The sequence below is a fragment of the Pseudomonas sp. G7(2022) genome (assembly GCF_052660475.1).
The window spans coordinates 1685386-1702496 of the sequence record NZ_CP109659.1 but is presented as its reverse complement, the minus strand read 5'-3'; the positions used below and the strand labels follow the sequence as shown (position 1 = coordinate 1702496).

The window sequence follows — 17111 nt, the reverse complement described above, 5'->3', positions numbered from 1 at the left end:
GCCGGACGTTTGCCGCCCACCGCTGTACTGCTGACCCACAAGCAATTTGCAGACCAACTTTTTTCTGGCGGCCAGGGACCCGATAAACAAAGGACTTGAGGGAATTGGCGGGGTTTGGGGGAATGTATCGAAGACGAAAAACCGGCGGTGTCATGCCGCTTGGCGGCAAACACCGACGCGGAGGTTGCCCGGACTACCGCTTTCGCGAGCAAGCTCGCTCCCACAAGAGATCGCATTTCCACTGTGGGAGCGAGCCTGCTCGCGATGAGGCCATCAGAAGCGATGCAATTACCGGTTAAGACTCACTCTTGCCGACTTCATATTCACGCAGCTTGTTGGCAATCGTGGTGTGCGAAACCCCGAGCCGCTTGCCCAACTGCCGACTGCTTGGATGTTCGGAATACAGTCGCTCCAGCACCGCTTTCTCGAAGCGCCCGACAATCTCGTCCAACCCGCCCTCCAGCGAGAAGTCGCCAAGCGGCTGACGCACGCCATAGTCCGGCAGACGAATATGTTCGGCCTTGACCGTCCCGCCATCACACAGCGACACCGCCTGGAAGAGCACGTTCTCCAGTTGCCGAACGTTGCCCGGCCAATGGTAGTGACTGAGCCGGTCCATTGCCGTCGGCGCCAGTTTCGGCAGCGGGCAGCCGATCTGCCGGCTGGCCTGATCGAGGAAGTGCTCGACCAGCGGCGTCAAACCGTCGAGGCATTCGCGCAAGGGCGGAATGTGCAGCGACAGCACGTTCAAACGGTGATACAGATCCTGGCGAAATTCCCCTCTCGCACACAGCTCCGACAGATCCACCTGGGTGGCGCAGATCACCCGCACATCCAGATAAACCTCTTCATCACTGCCTACACGCCGGAAGCAGCCGTCCTGCAGGAAGCGCAGCAATTTCACCTGCAAGCGCGGGCTCATTTCGCCAACGCCATCAAGGAACAGCGTGCCGCCCGCCGTCAGCTCAAGCAATCCGAGCTTGCCTTCGGCCCGCGCCCCTTCAAAGGCACCAGGGCCATAGCCGAACAGCTCGGTCTCGGCCATCGACTCCGGCAGCCCCGCACAATTGAGCGCCATCAGCGGCGACTGCCCGCGCGGACTCGCCAGGTGACAGGCACGCGCCAGCAATTCCTTGCCGGTGCCGGTTTCGCCTTCAATCAACAACGGCGCATCCAGCGGTGCCATGCGCCGGGCTTCGCGCACCACCGCCGCCATCACTTTCGAGCTCTGGAAGATACTGTCGAAGCCACGCAACTCTTGCTTGCGCACGTTATAGATGCGCTCGCCGACACGGTCCGCCCGGTGCAAGGTCAGCACGGCACCGGCCATGGCCTCGCTGTCGTCGTGCTCCGATTGCAGCGGGGCGATGTCGGCCAGAAAGATGTCGCCCTTGACCTTGACCCGCATGCCGTTGATTCGCGATTTGTTGGCGCGCACCAGCTCCGGCAAGTCAAAGTCTTCGGCATAACGCGAGAGTGGAATCCCCGGCACCTCGTCGACCCGAACCCCGAGCAACTGCGCCGCCGCCCGGTTGGCGGCAACGATGGAGCCGCCCATGTCGATCGACAGCACCGGAAACTCCAGCGCACCGAGCAGCGCATTCAGCTCCATGTGTCGGCGCTCGCTGGGCATCAACCCGACACGCTTGACACCGAAGACCCCGGCGATGGCCTCGAATTTCGGTCGCAGCGCCTGGAACTGCAGGTTGATCAGATTCGGGCAATGCAGATAGATCGCGTTGCCGTGTTCACCGCCGACCTCACCGCGGGCGACGTTGATCCCGTACTCCACCAGCAGATTGAGGATGTCGCGCAGAATGCCGATGCGGTTCTGGCAGTGGACTTTGATACGCATATAAAGGCCCGAAACAGGTAAAGGGGCGGATTTTTCTCTGCCGCCCGCAAGATAGTCGTCAAGATTATGTGACAGACACTGGCCATTTCAAACCCGCCAATCACCGTAATCACGACTTATCGCACAAAGCGTAACGAAAAATTTACGACTCAAAGAGACTTTTCCTGCCTGACCGGCCATCAACCTGGTGCAACACGGCACACGCTGGGGTATTTCTCAGTCCATCGCAGGACATAACAAGAACGAATTCCCCTCGCAGGAGAGCAGTATGAAGCAGACGCAATACGTGGCCCGCGAGCCCGATGCGCAAGGTTTTATCGACTACCCCGCCGAAGAACACGCGGTGTGGAACACGCTGATCACCCGCCAGATGAAAGTGATCGAGGGTCGGGCGTGCCAGGAATACCTGGACGGTATCGAAAAACTCGGCCTGCCCCACGACCGCATCCCGCAACTGGGCGAGATCAACAAGGTGCTCGGCGAGACCACCGGTTGGCAGGTTGCCCGCGTCCCGGCGCTGATCCCCTTCCAGACCTTTTTCGAATTGCTCGCCAGCAAGCAGTTTCCGGTGGCCACGTTCATTCGCACCCGTGAAGAACTGGACTACCTGCAAGAGCCGGACATTTTCCACGAGATCTTTGGCCACTGCCCGCTGCTGACCAACCCGTGGTTCGCTGAATTTACCCACACCTACGGCAAGCTCGGCCTGCAAGCGACCAAGGAAGAACGCGTTTATCTGGCGCGTCTGTACTGGATGACCATCGAGTTCGGCCTGGTCGACACCCCGCAAGGCAAACGCATCTACGGCGGCGGCATCCTTTCTTCGCCGAAAGAAACCGTTTATTCGCTGTCGGACGAGCCCGAGCATCAGGCCTTCGATCCGCTGGAAGCCATGCGCACGCCGTACCGCATCGACATCCTGCAACCGTTGTATTTTGTCCTGCCGAACCTCAAGCGCCTGTTCGACCTGGCTCACGAAGACATCATGGCCATGGTCAAGCAAGGCATGCAGCTGGGTCTGCACGCACCGAAGTTTCCACCGAAACCAAAAGCTGCGTGAACCGTGGCTTTTACTTACAAGTGAGTCTGTCAGTCGTCGCGGCTTTGGTTTAGCGTGACGACATTGACGACCGTAACAGCTCTTATAAAAAAGACATCCGATCTCAGGAATCAAACCATGTCCACTTTGAACCAAGCCCATTGCGAAGCGTGCCGTGCCGATGCCCCACAAGTCAGCGATGAAGAACTGCCGATCCTGATCAAGCAGATCCCTGACTGGAACATCGAAGTACGTGACAGCATCATGCAGCTGGAAAAAGTCTTCCTGTTCAAGAATTTCAAGCACGCTCTGGCCTTCACCAACGCCGTCGGCGAGATCTCCGAGGCCGAAGGTCATCACCCGGGCCTGCTGACCGAATGGGGCAAAGTCACCGTGACCTGGTGGAGCCACTCGATCAAAGGCCTGCACCGCAACGACTTCATCATGGCCGCGCGCACTGACGAAGTGGCCAAGACTGCAGAAGGACGCAAGTAATGCACTTCGACGCCATCGGCCGGGTGCCCGGCGACCCGATCCTCGGCCTGATGGAGGCCTACGCGCAGGATTCCAACCCGCGCAAGTTCGACCTCGGCGTGGGCGTCTACAAGGATGCCCAGGGCCTGACGCCGATCCCGGAGGCGGTGAAAATCGCCGAGGCGCGTCTGGTCGAGAGCCAGGACACCAAGACCTACATCGGTGGCCATGGCAATCCGCTGTTCGGCAAAGTCATCAATGAGCTGGTGCTCGGTGCCGATTCGGCACTGATCGCCGAGCAACGTGCCGGCGCCACCCAGACCCCGGGCGGCACGGGTGCCCTGCGTCTGGCAGCGGATTTCATCGCGCAATGCCTGCCGGGCAAAGGCGTATGGCTGAGCAACCCGACCTGGCCGATCCACGAAACGATTTTCGCGGCCGCCGGGGTCAAAATCAGCCATTACCCGTACGTCGGCAGCGACAACCGTCTCGACGTCGATGCAATGCTCGCCGCGCTCAATGAAGTGCCGAAAGGTGATGTGGTGCTGCTGCATGCGTGCTGCCACAACCCGACCGGTTTCGACCTGGGTCACGACGACTGGCAGCGGGTGCTGGACGTGGTGCGCAGCCGCAACCTGCTGCCGCTGATCGACTTTGCCTACCAGGGTTTCGGCGATGGTCTGGAGCAGGATGCATGGTCAACCCGGCTGTTCGCCGCCGAGTTGCCCGAGCTGCTGATCACCAGTTCCTGCTCGAAAAATTTCGGCCTGTACCGCGACCGCACCGGTGCGCTGATCGTCTGCGCGAAAAGCGCTGACAAGCTCATCGACATCCGCAGTCAGCTGGCCCACATCGCCCGCAACCTGTGGTCGACGCCACCGGATCACGGCGCCGCTGTCGTCGCCACGATCCTCGCCGACCCGGAGCTGAAACGCCGCTGGGCCGACGAAGTGGAAGCCATGCGTCTGCGCATCGCCCAGTTGCGCAGTGGCTTGGTGCAAGCGCTGGAACCGCACGGTCTGCGCGAGCGTTTTGCGCACATTGGCGTGCAACGCGGGATGTTCTCCTACACCGGCCTGTCGCCGGAACAAGTGAAAAACCTGCGCGAGCATCACAGCGTTTACATGGTCAGCTCGGGCCGGGCCAACGTCGCCGGGATTGATGCGACGCGCCTCGACCTGCTGGCCGAAGCGATCGCCAACGTCTGCAAATAACCCCAATTGTGGGAGCGAGCCTGCTCGCGATAGCGGTGCATCAGTCAGCACAAATGTCGACTGACAAGCACTTATCGCGAGCAGGCTCGCTCCCACATTTGCCCTGCGTCACCCTGTCGCACTTGTCTAGACAATCCCGCCCGTCGAAACAAATGGATTTAAAAATCTGTTTGTCACTTTTCCTGCTGTATCCTTCGCAGGCTTTCTGAAAGCGCGGATCTACCAGATCTATCAACAGACTTAGCGAGGAGCGCAACCATGCACGAGATTCCGAATCTCCCCTTCCCAAGCCTGCACGAAACTGAGCAGACGACCACGCAACAAGCCGGCGCCCAACAGCCCGAGCCGAAAGAAGCCGCCGAAAGCCGTCCGGCCGACAGCGAAGAGTAAGTAATACCCGCCGTACAGACCGTGTGGAAAGCGCTAACATGCGCTTTCCACACTGCCTGAAGCCGAGCCCGCCATGACCGAAGAATCCTTTGACGAACACCAGGCCGCAATCCTCATCGGCGCCACCGAGAAGATGATCGAGATCTGGAGCCGCCTCTCGCCCGAGAAACAGGCCGCCCTGCTCGCCCGTTTCGGCAGCGAAGAAAACGCCCTCGCGGCACTGGTCACCACGCAACTGGTCGCTCCGGCCAAATAGTTTTACTTTTCCCCGCCGCAGAATCGCCCACGCCGGTATCATGAGCAGCCTATCTATTCTGCTCTCCCCGTGGATCGTTACTCATGTCGTCCTCAATGCCAGAACCCCAGCGCCCCCTGGCGGTCACGCTGCAAGTCGTTTCCATCGTCCTGTTCACCTTCATCGGTTACCTCAATATCGGCATTCCGTTGGCCGTACTGCCGAGCTATGTGCACAGCGACCTGGGTTTCGGCGCGGTCATCGCCGGTCTGGTGATCAGCGTGCAATACCTTGCCACCCTGCTCAGCCGTCCGTATGCGGGCAAGATCATCGACAACCAGGGCAGCAAACGTGCGGTGATGATTGGTCTGGCCGGTTGCGGCTTGAGCGGTGTGTTCATGCTGATCTCCGCATGGACGCCCAACCTGCCGATGCTCAGCCTGATCAGCCTGTTCGTTGGTCGCCTGGTACTCGGCAGCGCGGAAAGTCTCGTCGGTTCCGGATCGATCGGCTGGGGCATCGGCCGCGTCGGCGCGGCCAACACGGCCAAAGTCATCTCGTGGAACGGCATCGCCAGTTACGGCGCGCTGGCGATCGGTGCGCCGCTCGGGGTGTGGCTGGTCAGCCGTTTCGGCCTCTGGAGCATGGGCGTAAGCATTCTGCTGCTCGCAACGCTGGGAGTGCTGCTGGCCTGGCCGAAGACCGCTGCGCCGATTGTCGCCGGCGAGCGCCTGCCGTTCATGCACGTACTGGGGCGAGTCTTTCCACACGGCTGCGGCCTGGCACTGGGCTCGATCGGTTTCGGCACCATCGCCACCTTCATCACGCTGTATTACGCCACCCGGCATTGGGATAACGCGGTGCTGTGCCTGAGCCTGTTCGGCGCCAGCTTCATCGGCGCGCGACTGCTGTTCGGCAATCTGATCAACCGTCTCGGCGGCTTTCGCGTAGCGATTGCCTGTCTGTCGGTGGAAACCCTCGGCCTGTTGCTGCTATGGATCGCACCGGATGCACACTGGGCGCTGGCTGGTGCGGCATTGAGCGGTTTCGGCTTCTCGCTGGTGTTCCCGGCACTGGGCGTAGAGGCGGTGAACCTGGTGCCGGCCTCCAGCCGTGGGGCGGCGGTCGGCGCCTATTCGTTGTTCATCGATCTGTCGCTGGGGATCACCGGCCCCCTGGCCGGGGCGATTGCGGCGGGCTTCGGTTTTGACTCGATCTTCCTGTTCGCTGCCATTGCCGCACTGAGTGGCCTGGCGCTGAGCATCTATCTGTATCGCCACACATCAAAGTACCGCGAAGACTAGAAATCCACCTTGCCCCGCCCGGCCTTGATACTGCCACGCTTGGTTTTCGATTCGAGCCGACGTTTCTTTGAACCCAGCGTCGGCTTGGTCGGCCGGCGCTTCTTCTCGACCTTGGTAGCGCTGAGAATCAGCTCGATCAGGCGCTCCAGCGCATCGGCGCGATTCTGTTCCTGCGTGCGGTATTGCTGGGCCTTGATGATCAGCACGCCATCGCTGGTGATCCGGCTGTCACGCAACGCCAGCAAGCGCTCCTTGTAGAACTCGGGCAAGGACGAGGCCGGAATGTCGAAGCGCAGGTGCACGGCGCTGGAGACCTTGTTGACGTTCTGCCCACCGGCCCCCTGGGCGCGGATAGCGGTCAGTTCGATCTCGGCATCCGGCAGATGCACGTTATTGGAAATCTTCAGCATTGCATTCTCATCGTAGAGCCTGGCGCTACACCGCATCTGTAGAAGCTACGGTCAGCAGGACCCTGGGTGTGCTTTCAGTGTCGCGCCTTTTCACTATACACGGCGACTATCAGGCGAAACGGGAAAACGTTTGGGAGAAAATGCCCCGTCAATAGGGGGGGGCATTCGTCAGTGCCAATGAGCGCCGTACTACGTAGAATATCGCCACGGCAATGAGCAACCGGGACAAGCCCCCCTCGATTATTGTTCGAATATTGCATTTACCCTTTCCATGCAGGAAGCATAATCATGAGCAATAAAGCAGTCATCGTATTTAGCGGCGGACAGGATTCAACAACCTGCTTGATCCATGCCTTGACCCATTACGATGAAATTCACTGCATCACATTTGACTATGGCCAGCGCCATCGCGCGGAAATTGAAGTTGCACAGCAACTGGCAAAAGAACTTGGCGTGACCGTGCACAAGACCATGGATGTGTCGCTGCTGAATGAACTGGCCATCAGCAGCCTGACCCGCGACAACATTCCGGTTCCGACCATCAACAGTTCAGGAGAAAGCCTGCCCAGTACTTTTGTACCCGGCAGAAACATCCTGTTTTTGACCCTGGCTTCCATTTATGCGTATCAGGTACAAGCCAGAACCGTCATTACCGGCGTTTGTGAAACAGACTTTTCGGGTTACCCGGATTGCCGGGATGACTTCGTCAAGGCATTGAACAAAGCCCTGGAACTGGGCATGGACTATCAATTGACCCTGGACACTCCGCTGATGTGGCTGAACAAAGCGGAAACCTGGGCCCTGGCCGACTACCACAAGCGACTGGAGTTCATTCGGGACCAGACACTGACCTGCTACAACGGCATCAAAGGTAACGGCTGCTCCAATTGCGACGCGTGTAACCTTCGTGCCAAAGGCCTCAATGAATACCTGAACAAAAAAGATCAGGTTACGCACAGCCTGAAAGCAAAACTGAATCTGAACTGAATATTCGACGACACAACAAGCGCTCACCCGGTATGACATAACCGATACACCCGGTGAGCGCCATTCTGCATTATTGCGCCTGACCGCCAGTCAGGTACTTCTTGAACAATGCCCTTGCCCCATAAGCAGGCAATACATTGAAGAAAGCGAAGCCAACCTTTATCGCAATCTGAACGTAGATCATGTTCAGTATCGCGCTGGTTTCCATCGCACCATAAAACGCGATGAAGCAGAAAAGAAAGCTGTCGATGATTACCGCAAACAACGTACTTAAAAACACGCGCAAGAACAGAAATCTGGAATTTGTGAGTTCCTTGATTTTGCACAGCAAATACGAGTTTATATTTTCGGAAACCAGAAATGAAACAGAGGAAGCTACCAGGACAGAAGACAACTGGCCAATGACATCATTGTAAGGGCCATCGAGCTTCCAGCCAGGCAATCCGGGGAGATGAGTCGTGATGGCCAGCAGGATGATGATGGCCGCGTTGCTGATGAAGGCAAAGAGAATCGCTTTTCGCGCAAGCCTGAGACCGAACGTTTCATTCAACAGATCGACGATCAGAAACGTCAGCGGATAAAGAAAAGTCCCAGGCGTTACGATAATGTCCAGAGACTCCAGATAGATCGGCTTGGTCGCGGCGATACTGGTAAAGATATACAGCGTAAACAACATGAGGTTCAGAATGATATAGATCATCCAGGAACTCTCATGGCGATCATTCAACTCATAAGCGGTCAGCGCCCCTCCCTGGGAATAAAACTTCTTGTACAGATTCTTTATTTCCAGCTTGTTCAGATTATCCATAATCTCACTATTCAACACTTCACTCAGTTTTATTTTGATTATCTTGCCTGTCGCAATCACCATGATGACGGCCAGGCTTTTACCGTTTTCAAATCCCAATAGCTTGTACTTGCTGTTTTCCATTCCAACACTACAGCCCATTAAATCGTTCCTCGATTATATCCCCGATAACACAAATACGATCCGTGGCAACGCCAGTCTCTCTGGATATCAGCAGCCTGTTCGTGGCTTTGTCATACAGCAGTTTTTCCCTGTCGCTACTCGAAGAACCTTTCTGAACGATCAATAGATCGCCCGGTTCATTCAATCCACTGATCTCGTTTTCCAGCAGCACACCTATCAAATTGAAAGAGGCGCCAAAATAATAAGTCAATGGATAAACCGTGGCCAACTCGCCAATTCTCTTGTCCAGATTCTGGATCACCAGACTCTCTTTCAGAACAGGCACTGCCGCCGGATTCATGTTCCCTTGCGGCGAGATACTGCTTTCTATTATCTCCTTCTCTTCAAAATCGATGGTTTCTATTTCTTCATAGGAAACACCAAAGAAATCGGAAATCTTGCGAACCGTGGACTGCTGCACATTGACCACCTTCCCCTCGAGGATGTTATAGATGGTCGTTCTGGTCAGGCCACTGGAGTTACACAAGGACAGCTGCGTCTCCCCACGACTTTTTATCAGGTACTTGATATTGTTTTTCAGATTCTCCGATCTTTCTCTTCTGTGCATGAGTTACTGACCGCCCATTTATAACTGTAATGAAAACACACCCTGAATGATGACTCACGGGTACTCACATCAGGTCGTTGATTACAGTTGCATCCCTGTCAAAACCGCGAGAGATCATAGCATCCTCCATCCTTGAGTGACCGAAACCGGGGCGACTCATCCAGACTTGCAGACTCACCTGCAAGCTGTACTGACGTGTTAGTTCCCGCAGCCTTCCCCTTCACCACCGCAAAGCGGCGACGGTCGCCCTACAGCTTTACACCTTGAGCCCTGCAAAAAGAATCATTTTCTTTGAACAATGTTCATTTTTTTGATTAATTTTTCTCGCGTTCACAAACAAAAAAACTATGATGCTTCAAGCTGTCCCTCGTCACGGTAACCCGCAGAGGAAATCAGACAGTGGCTACCTGTACAGACGTTGGTTTTGCGCGCATCGGCGCCGGAACACGGATCCGCCTGTACAGCTTGTGGCGATACATGGATGTCGGCACACGCAAAACCAGGAAAGTCGCGCTGTTGTTCGCGGCGCGCAACAAACAGGGAAGGAATACAAAGAATGCCGGTCAATACTCAACCGCTTACGACCCAGGCCGACTTGCTGCGGCGCGGCCTGACGGATCTGCGAGTGCAAGACGCCGAACTCGCGCAGATCCTTGACGCCGAAGTCACGCGACAGCACCAGACCCTGTCGCTGGTATCTTCCTCCTGCGCAGTCAACCCACGCACCCTGGCGGCCTCTGCGTCGGCGCTGGTCAACGTGACGGCCGAGGGCACACCCGGCAGGCGCTATAACGCCGGTTGCGAGAACGTCAGCCTGGTCGAGTCGCTGGCCATTCGAAGAGCCCGGGCGCTGTTCGGCGCTCAGTACGCCAACGTGCAGCCACACTCGGCATCGAACGCCAATTACCAGGTGCTCACCGGCCTGCTCGAACCGGGGGATACCCTGCTGGGAATGGCCGTCGAACATGGCGGCCACCTCACCCACGGCAGCACCGCAGCGTTCTCGAGCGACCACTACAAAGCCATCCAGTACGGTACGACCTCCCAAGGCCTGATCGATTACGACGAGGTGCGAACGCTGGCGCTCGCTCACCGCCCGCGCATCATCATGTGCTGCGCCACTGCTTACTCGCGGATCGTGGATTTCGAACGCTTTCGCGAGATTGCCGATGAGGCCGGCGCCATCCTGCTCGCCGACATTTCACACATCGCCGGACTGGTTGCCACCGGACGGCATCCGAGCCCGATTGACATTGCACACGTCACGACCACCTGCACACACAAGCAACTCATGGGCCCCCGAGGCGGCCTGATTCTTTGCGGCCGGGACGCCAATACCAAAGTCCCCGGCTTGCGGACGACCTTCAGCCGCGCCCTTGATCACGCCGTGTTTCCCGGCATGCAGGGCGCGCCGGCCGTCAACATGATCGCGGCCAAGGCGACGGCGCTGGGTCATGCAATGTCGGCCGAATTCGACGCTTACATGGCGCGGATCCGCCATACCGCCGATGAACTTGCCACTGCGTTTCAGGCACATGATTACGAAGTCGTGGGCGGACGCAGTGAAAATCACACGATTCTGCTTCGGTTGCGCAGCGGCATCACCGGCGCCATTGCAGAATCGGCGCTGGAGCAATGCGGGATCATCGTGAACAGGCATCGTGTCCCCGGCGAGGCTCGATCATCCTCCGTGACCAGTGGGTTGCGTATCGGCACGGGCTCCATTGCCCAGCGCCACATCGACTCGCGGGGATGCCGGCAGATTGTCGACCTGATGTGCCGGATCCTCGACAAAGTGACAGCGCTTGGCGAACGGGATTACACACTGGAGCACTCCGCCAGAGACCAATTCCGCTTACAGACCGAAGCGTTGTGCACGCTTTACCCCATTGCCGACTACACATAGAGCCTCGAACCACCGAACGCGCAAGGCGTTCGGGATCACTGTCGAAATCCGCGAAAACAAAAAACCCGGCGCCTGGCCGGGTTTGTTGTTTGGCTTGCCGCGTTATTTCACGGCAGCGTGCAACTCCTGCTGCGCACCACGCTTGTTCTTGATCACATAGCAGACCCACATGAACACGACCCACACCGGAATCGCATACACCGAGACCTGAATGCCCGGGATCAGCAGCATCACACCGAGAATGAACGCCACGAACGCCAGGCAGATGTAGTTGCCGTACGGGTACCACAGCGCCTTGAACAGCGGCTTCTGGTGGGTCTTGTTCATGTGCTGGCGGAACTTGAAGTGCGAGAAGCTGATCATCGCCCAGTTGATCACCAGCGTTGCAACGACCAACGACATCAGCAGTTCCAGCGCGTGTTGCGGGATCAGGTAGTTGAGCAGCACAGCCACCAGAGTCACAGCCGCCGACGCCAGGATCGAACGCACCGGCACGCCGCGCTTGTCGATCTTCGCCAGACCTTTCGGTGCATCACCCTGCTCGGCCATGCCCAGCAGCATACGGCTGTTGCAGTAGGTGCCGCTGTTGTACACCGACAACGCTGCGGTCAGGACCACGAAGTTGAGGATGTGCGCGGCGGTGTTGCTGCCGAGCATCGAGAACACCTGTACGAAAGGGCTGCCGCTGTAGGAGTCGCCCGACGCGTTGAGGGTTTCCAGCAGGCTGTCCCACGGGGTCAGCGACAGCAGGATGACCAGTGCGCCGATGTAGAAAATCAGGATCCGGTAGATCACCTGATTGATCGCTTTCGGGATCACGGTTTTCGGCTTGTCGGCTTCGGCGGCGGTGAAACCGAGCATTTCCAGACCACCGAAGGAGAACATGATGATCGCCATGGCCATCACCAGACCACTGACGCCGTTCGGGAAGAAGCCGCCGTGGGACCACAGGTTACTGACCGACGCCTGCGGGCCGCCATGACCGCTGACCAGCAGGTAGCTGCCCAGGGCAATCATGCCGACGATCGCCACGACCTTGATGATCGCGAACCAGAACTCGGCTTCACCGAAAACTTTGACGTTGGCCAGATTGATCGCGTTGATCAGCACGAAGAACGCGGCTGCGGTGACCCAGCTCGGGATATCCGGCGCCCAGTAGTGGATGTACTTGCCGACTGCGGTCAGCTCCGACATGCCCACCAGGATGTACAGGATCCAGCAGTTCCAGCCCGACAGGAAACCGGCGAAACCGCCCCAGTATTTGTGCGCAAAGTGGCTGAAGGATCCGGCCACCGGCTCTTCGACGATCATTTCGCCGAGCTGGCGCATGATCATGAAAGCGATGAAGCCGCAGATGGCATAGCCGAGAATCATCGACGGGCCGGCGGATTTCAGCACCCCGGCCGAGCCGAGGAACAATCCTGTACCGATCGCGCCACCGAGGGCGATCAGTTGAATATGGCGATTTTTCAGGCCGCGTTTCAGCTCGCCTGATTGCGAGTTTTGTCCACTCATGAAAAAGGTCTCACGCAAGGTTTGATGATGTTCAGTAGACGTTGCTGCAAGGTTGCGATTTCAACCAACCTTGATCAAACCCCAGCGCAGGCACCAGGAATTCAGCTTTTTTACAACGGTCATGCGTCACCTGTTTGTTTTTATCTGTGACGAAATCGAACCCGACACGCTCGTGACGCGACGGAGTGAACAAGACGGATAGCCTTGAGGTATGCGCGATTACGCAGAGGGTCACAGGTAAAACGCGGCGCATTGTACACCGCTAACCCCCTGCTGCCAGACCCCGCTGGATCAGCGTGTCGGTTGCCGGGATTGCGTGTGTCCACCCCGGGCGACCCGGGCGGCTGCAAAAATTGAGTCAGGCCTTTGCAGGCCATCGGCGTGGACGATGGAAAATCCGTCCCACGTAGAGAAGTGAAATTGGATATCGGCGTTCATTGCGCCTCCTTCTTGTTATGCACCTGCACGACAGGCATGGGGCGCATCTCACCCTCCAAACGGCGCTGAAACAAGCGCACCAGAGCGCTGCGCAAGGCCCGGCGGACGGGACTCCGGCAGATTTTCCTTACAGCACGGCAGGGGCACGCGATCCACGGGACTTCAGAGGGTTTTTCGTAAATATTCACTGACAGTGCGTAACGAAAAATTTCCACCTCAGACGGATAGAAGGCAGGCACGGTGATTGACATTAGCTGGCTAACTATCTGAAGAACGTCAGTTTTTTTGTTTTAAAACAAGAAAAAACACACCCCAAAAAAGAAACAAAAAATCCAAAAAAAAACGCCAACCCTGAGGTTGGCGCTTCTGTTTTTCAGCTTGAAGCTTGCGGCTCGAAGCTTACAACTGCGTTATTCCGGCTTCTTGCGACCGAAACCCGGACGCTGCCCGGAACCGGCCGGTGCGCCACGGCGCTTGCCCGACGGTTTGTCGTCGTCCGCCAGCTTGATGCCTGGACGCTTCGGCGCCGGTTTGGCCGGACGCCTGGTCTCGGCTGGACGATCCGCCACTGGCGTACCGCGACCGGCCGGTGCACGACCTTCACCACGCTCGGTGCGCCCACGCGGAGCGCGCTCGCCATCCGGACGCGCCGCTGGCTTGCGACCCGGACGCTCGCCTTCGATCTGCGGCTCACGCACGGTACGCGGGCCGGCCGCCGCCGGTGCGCCGTTGGCCGGACGCAAGGTACGCACGCGCTCGGTGCGAGGCATCGGCCGCGACGATTTACGCTGCATGCGGTCGAGCTTGTCTTTGCTCTTGGCATTCAGTTGCGGCATGGCCACCGGGGTCAGGCCGACTTCGGCGCTCAGCACGTCGACTTCATACTGGCTCATTTCGCGCCAGCGGCCCATCGGCAGGTCGGAGTTGAGGAACACCGGACCGAAACGCACGCGCTTCAGGCGGCTGACCACCAGGCCCTGGGATTCCCACAGACGACGCACTTCACGGTTGCGACCTTCCATCACCACACAGTGATACCAGTGGTTGAAGCCTTCGCCGCCCGGTGCCTGTTGAATATCGGTGAAGCGCGCCGGACCGTCTTCCAGCACGACGCCGGCCTTCAGACGCTCGATCATCTCGTCATCGACTTCGCCGCGAACACGGACTGCGTACTCGCGGTCCATCTCGTAGGACGGGTGCATCAGGCGGTTGGCCAGCTCACCGTCGGTGGTGAACATCAGCAGACCGGTGGTGTTGATGTCGAGACGGCCGATGTTGATCCAGCGCCCTTCTTTCGGACGCGGCAACTTGTCGAACACGGTCGGACGACCCTCCGGGTCGTCACGGGTGCAGATCTCGCCGTCCGGCTTGTTGTACATGATCACGCGGCGGACCGACTCGGCAGCCTCTTCGCGCTTGATGACCTTGCCATCGATGGTAATGGCATCGTGCATGTCGACGCGCAGGCCAAGGGTGGCGTCTGTGCCATTGACCTTGATCCGGCCCTGGCTGATCCACGCTTCCACGTCACGGCGCGAGCCGACGCCGATACGGGCGAGGACTTTCTGCAGCTTTTCGCCTGCTGGGCCGATTTGCTGGTCGTCTTTCTGGTTGTCACTCATCTGGGCACCTCCCGGTGTGGTCTGTTCAGCGGCTCTGGATTGGGCCTGCCGAAGCATTGAAATCTGGGTTTTCGGGCGAAGGGATCGCCGAAGGGTCGCGAATCATACGCGGATGTGGCCGCGTGCGCATCAGAGACTAGTCGATCAAACCAAGGTTATTTCTTTTTCCGCCGACCGGTGGCGCCGAGCTTGATCAGGCGCAGCGCAGCTTCGGCAAGTACGGTGCGCTTGTCGTCCTTGTCGAGTTTCTTCCAGGCCCGGATCTCGCGCTTGCTGCGGCCGCAGCCGATGCAGATGTCGTCACTGAACTTGCAGACGCTGATGCACGGGTCTTTGGTCGAGCTCATGCTCAATCCTCGAACTCGCGGCGTTCGGCTTCGATGGCTTCGGCCAGTGCCCGGGCTTCGGCTTCTTCTTCGCTCAGTGCTGGCTCAGGTTCTGGTGCGGGTTGTTCGAGGCGAGCAACGGCGGCCAGCAGTTTTTCCCGGGCTTCGGCCACGCCGAGCACATCGTCTTCCAGTTCAGGTTCGGACTCAAAGTCAGGCTCGAATTCAGGCTCAAAGTCAGATTCTGGCTCACCCTCAACCGGCGGTTCGACCGGATCGGACTCAACCCCGGTCGGCATCGATTCGCCGCCCACCCCGTCACGCAGCAAGTCGTCGAAGTCGGTCTTGATCCCCTCCTCCATGCTGTCCAGCTCCAGCAACAGCGTGTGGAAACTGGTTTCCTCTTTCTGCTCTTCCGGCTCGGCACTGGCATCGGCCAGCTCCTGCAGGCCAGGCGGCACTGGAGCATCGTCGAAGTCGAGCACCGGATCCGGCTCGATCTCGCGCAGTTCGGCCAGTGGCGGCAACTCGTCAAGGCTCTTGAGGTTGAAGTGATCGAGAAACGCCTTGGTGGTGGCGAACATCGCCGGTTTGCCCGGCACGTCGCGATAGCCGACGATGCGGATCCACTCGCGCTCCATCAGCGTCTTGACGATGTTGGTGTTGACCGCCACGCCCCGCACATCTTCAATCTCGCCACGGGTAATCGGCTGGCGATAGGCAATCAGCGCCATGGTTTCCAACAGGGCCCGGGAATAACGCTGCGGGCGCTCTTCCCACAGTCGGCCAACCCATGGCGCGAACTTCTCGCGGATCTGCAGGCGATAGCCGGAGGCGACCTCCTTAAGCTCGAACGCCCGCCCCTCGCAGGACTTTTCCAGCAGGGCCAGGGCTTTCTTGAAGACCGGCGGCTCCGGCCGTTCGCCTTCCTCGAACAACTCGTACAGACGTTCAAGGGTTTGCGGCTTTCCCGAGGCCAACAGAAAGGCTTCAAGCAGGGGCGCCAGCTCGCGGGGTTCACTCAGGTTCATGTTCGGACTCGTTATTCGACTCGGGCTCGCACGTGGATCGCGGCGAACGGCTCATTCTGCACCAGCTCGACCAGGGATTCCTTGACCAGTTCAAGGATCGCCATGAAGGTCACTACCACCCCGAGCCGGCCTTCCTCGGCGGTGAACAACTCGACGAACGGCACAAAGCCGCCGCCCTTGAGACGCTCCAACACGTCGCTCATGCGTTCGCGGGTGGACAGCGCCTCGCGGCTGACCTGATGGCTTTCGAACATGTCGCCACGGCGCAGCACTTCTGCCATGGACATCAGGATTTCTTCCAGCGCCACGTCCGGCAGCAACTTGCGCACCGTGGCCTGCGGCGCGTCGAGTTTTGGAACGATCACGTCGCGACCGACCCGGCTCAGGCCATCGATGCCTTCGGCCGCAGCCTTGAAACGTTCGTATTCCTGCAGACGGCGGATCAGCTCAGCGCGCGGGTCTTCCTCTTCGTCCTCGACGGTTTCGGCCCGTGGCAGCAGCATCCGCGACTTGATCTCGGCCAGCATCGCGGCCATCACCAGGTATTCGGCGGCGAGCTCCAGGCGCACCGACTGCATCAACTCGACATAACCCATGTACTGACGAGTGATTTCCGCCACCGGGATGTCGAGGATATTGATGTTCTGTTTGCGGATCAGGTACAGCAGCAGGTCGAGCGGGCCTTCGAAGGCTTCGAGGAAGACTTCCAGGGCGTCCGGCGGGATGTACAGGTCCAGCGGCATTTCCGTGACCGCCTGGCCATAGACCATGGCAAACGGCAGTTCCTGCTGGGCACCGGCCTGGGGATCAACGGTTTCCACTGCGGA

17 protein-coding genes are annotated in these 17111 nt (G+C 58.6%); 8 read left to right on the top strand and 9 right to left on the bottom strand.

Annotation, left to right across the window (positions count from 1 at the left end; translation table 11 throughout):
* Positions 1-295: 295 nt before the first annotated feature.
* Positions 296-1855 (bottom strand): sigma-54-dependent transcriptional regulator, encoded by a 1560-nt coding sequence (locus NE357_RS07685; RefSeq protein WP_169429376.1) that lies wholly within the window; start codon positions 1853-1855, stop codon positions 296-298.
* A gap of 268 nt (positions 1856-2123) precedes the next feature.
* On the opposite strand from NE357_RS07685, the gene phhA reads away from it, so the two are divergent.
* From phhA to NE357_RS07655, 6 genes are all read left to right on the top strand, one after another.
* The gene (phhA, locus tag NE357_RS07680; RefSeq protein WP_039765515.1) at positions 2124-2915 is read left to right on the top strand and encodes a phenylalanine 4-monooxygenase; all 792 of its coding nucleotides are present in this window, start codon (positions 2124-2126) and stop codon (positions 2913-2915) included.
* Between the two features lie 117 nt (positions 2916-3032).
* A complete protein-coding gene (locus NE357_RS07675; RefSeq protein ID WP_003222798.1) occupies positions 3033-3389 on the top strand; it encodes a 4a-hydroxytetrahydrobiopterin dehydratase in 357 nt (118 codons plus the stop codon).
* Positions 3389-4582, top strand: a complete 1194-nt coding sequence (locus tag NE357_RS07670; protein ID WP_169429375.1) for an amino acid aminotransferase — start codon at positions 3389-3391, stop codon at positions 4580-4582. The genes NE357_RS07675 and NE357_RS07670 overlap by 1 nt, the downstream gene beginning before the upstream one ends.
* Before the next feature lie 258 nt (positions 4583-4840).
* Positions 4841-4972: a hypothetical protein gene (locus NE357_RS07665; protein WP_007958347.1), complete on the top strand. Its 132-nt coding sequence runs from the start codon at positions 4841-4843 to the stop codon at positions 4970-4972.
* A 73-nt stretch (positions 4973-5045) separates the two neighbouring features.
* Positions 5046-5228 (top strand): hypothetical protein, encoded by a 183-nt coding sequence (locus NE357_RS07660; RefSeq protein ID WP_169429374.1) that lies wholly within the window; start codon positions 5046-5048, stop codon positions 5226-5228.
* A 95-nt stretch (positions 5229-5323) separates the two neighbouring features.
* On the top strand, positions 5324-6511 hold the full coding sequence (locus NE357_RS07655; RefSeq protein WP_169432606.1) for an MFS transporter: 1188 nt from the start codon (positions 5324-5326) through the stop codon (positions 6509-6511).
* Here NE357_RS07655 and arfB read toward each other — a convergent pair.
* On the bottom strand, positions 6508-6921 hold the full coding sequence (gene arfB / locus NE357_RS07650) for an alternative ribosome rescue aminoacyl-tRNA hydrolase ArfB (protein WP_169429373.1): 414 nt from the start codon (positions 6919-6921) through the stop codon (positions 6508-6510). The two genes, NE357_RS07655 and arfB, sit on opposite strands and share 4 nt — an antisense overlap.
* A 288-nt stretch (positions 6922-7209) precedes the next feature.
* Here arfB and queC point away from each other — a divergent pair, with 288 nt between their 5' ends.
* Positions 7210-7908, top strand: a complete 699-nt coding sequence (gene queC, locus NE357_RS07645) for a 7-cyano-7-deazaguanine synthase QueC (protein WP_169429372.1) — start codon at positions 7210-7212, stop codon at positions 7906-7908.
* 70 nt (positions 7909-7978) lie between these two features.
* Here the strand turns inward: queC and NE357_RS07640 are convergent, their stop codons facing one another.
* Complete coding sequence (locus tag NE357_RS07640) at positions 7979-8857, bottom strand: queuosine precursor transporter (RefSeq protein ID WP_169429371.1); 879 nt, start codon at positions 8855-8857, stop codon at positions 7979-7981.
* On the bottom strand, positions 8847-9446 hold the full coding sequence (locus NE357_RS07635) for a helix-turn-helix transcriptional regulator (protein ID WP_169429370.1): 600 nt from the start codon (positions 9444-9446) through the stop codon (positions 8847-8849). Before NE357_RS07635 ends, NE357_RS07640 begins: the two co-directional genes overlap by 11 nt.
* Positions 9447-10002: 556 nt before the next feature.
* On the opposite strand from NE357_RS07635, the gene glyA reads away from it, so the two are divergent.
* Entirely contained in the window at positions 10003-11352 is a 1350-nt protein-coding gene (gene glyA, locus NE357_RS07630; RefSeq protein ID WP_169429369.1) for a serine hydroxymethyltransferase, read from the top strand.
* A 102-nt stretch (positions 11353-11454) separates the two neighbouring features.
* On the opposite strand, the gene NE357_RS07625 is transcribed toward glyA, so the two are convergent.
* From NE357_RS07625 to NE357_RS07605, 5 genes are all read right to left on the bottom strand, one after another.
* Positions 11455-12867 (bottom strand): amino acid permease, encoded by a 1413-nt coding sequence (locus NE357_RS07625; protein WP_169429368.1) that lies wholly within the window; start codon positions 12865-12867, stop codon positions 11455-11457.
* Positions 12868-13715: 848 nt separating this feature from the next.
* Positions 13716-14927, bottom strand: coding sequence for a 23S rRNA pseudouridine(2605) synthase RluB (gene rluB / locus NE357_RS07620; RefSeq protein WP_169429367.1), 1212 nt, complete (start codon positions 14925-14927; stop codon positions 13716-13718).
* Positions 14928-15082: 155 nt separating this feature from the next.
* Positions 15083-15274: a DUF1289 domain-containing protein gene (locus tag NE357_RS07615; RefSeq protein WP_169429366.1), complete on the bottom strand. Its 192-nt coding sequence runs from the start codon at positions 15272-15274 to the stop codon at positions 15083-15085.
* 2 nt (positions 15275-15276) lie between these two features.
* Positions 15277-16284 (bottom strand): SMC-Scp complex subunit ScpB, encoded by a 1008-nt coding sequence (gene scpB / locus NE357_RS07610; protein ID WP_169429365.1) that lies wholly within the window; start codon positions 16282-16284, stop codon positions 15277-15279.
* 11 nt (positions 16285-16295) lie between these two features.
* Positions 16296-16994 (bottom strand): segregation and condensation protein A, encoded by a 699-nt coding sequence (locus tag NE357_RS07605; protein ID WP_169432605.1) that lies wholly within the window; start codon positions 16992-16994, stop codon positions 16296-16298.
* Positions 16995-17111 lie beyond the last annotated feature (117 nt).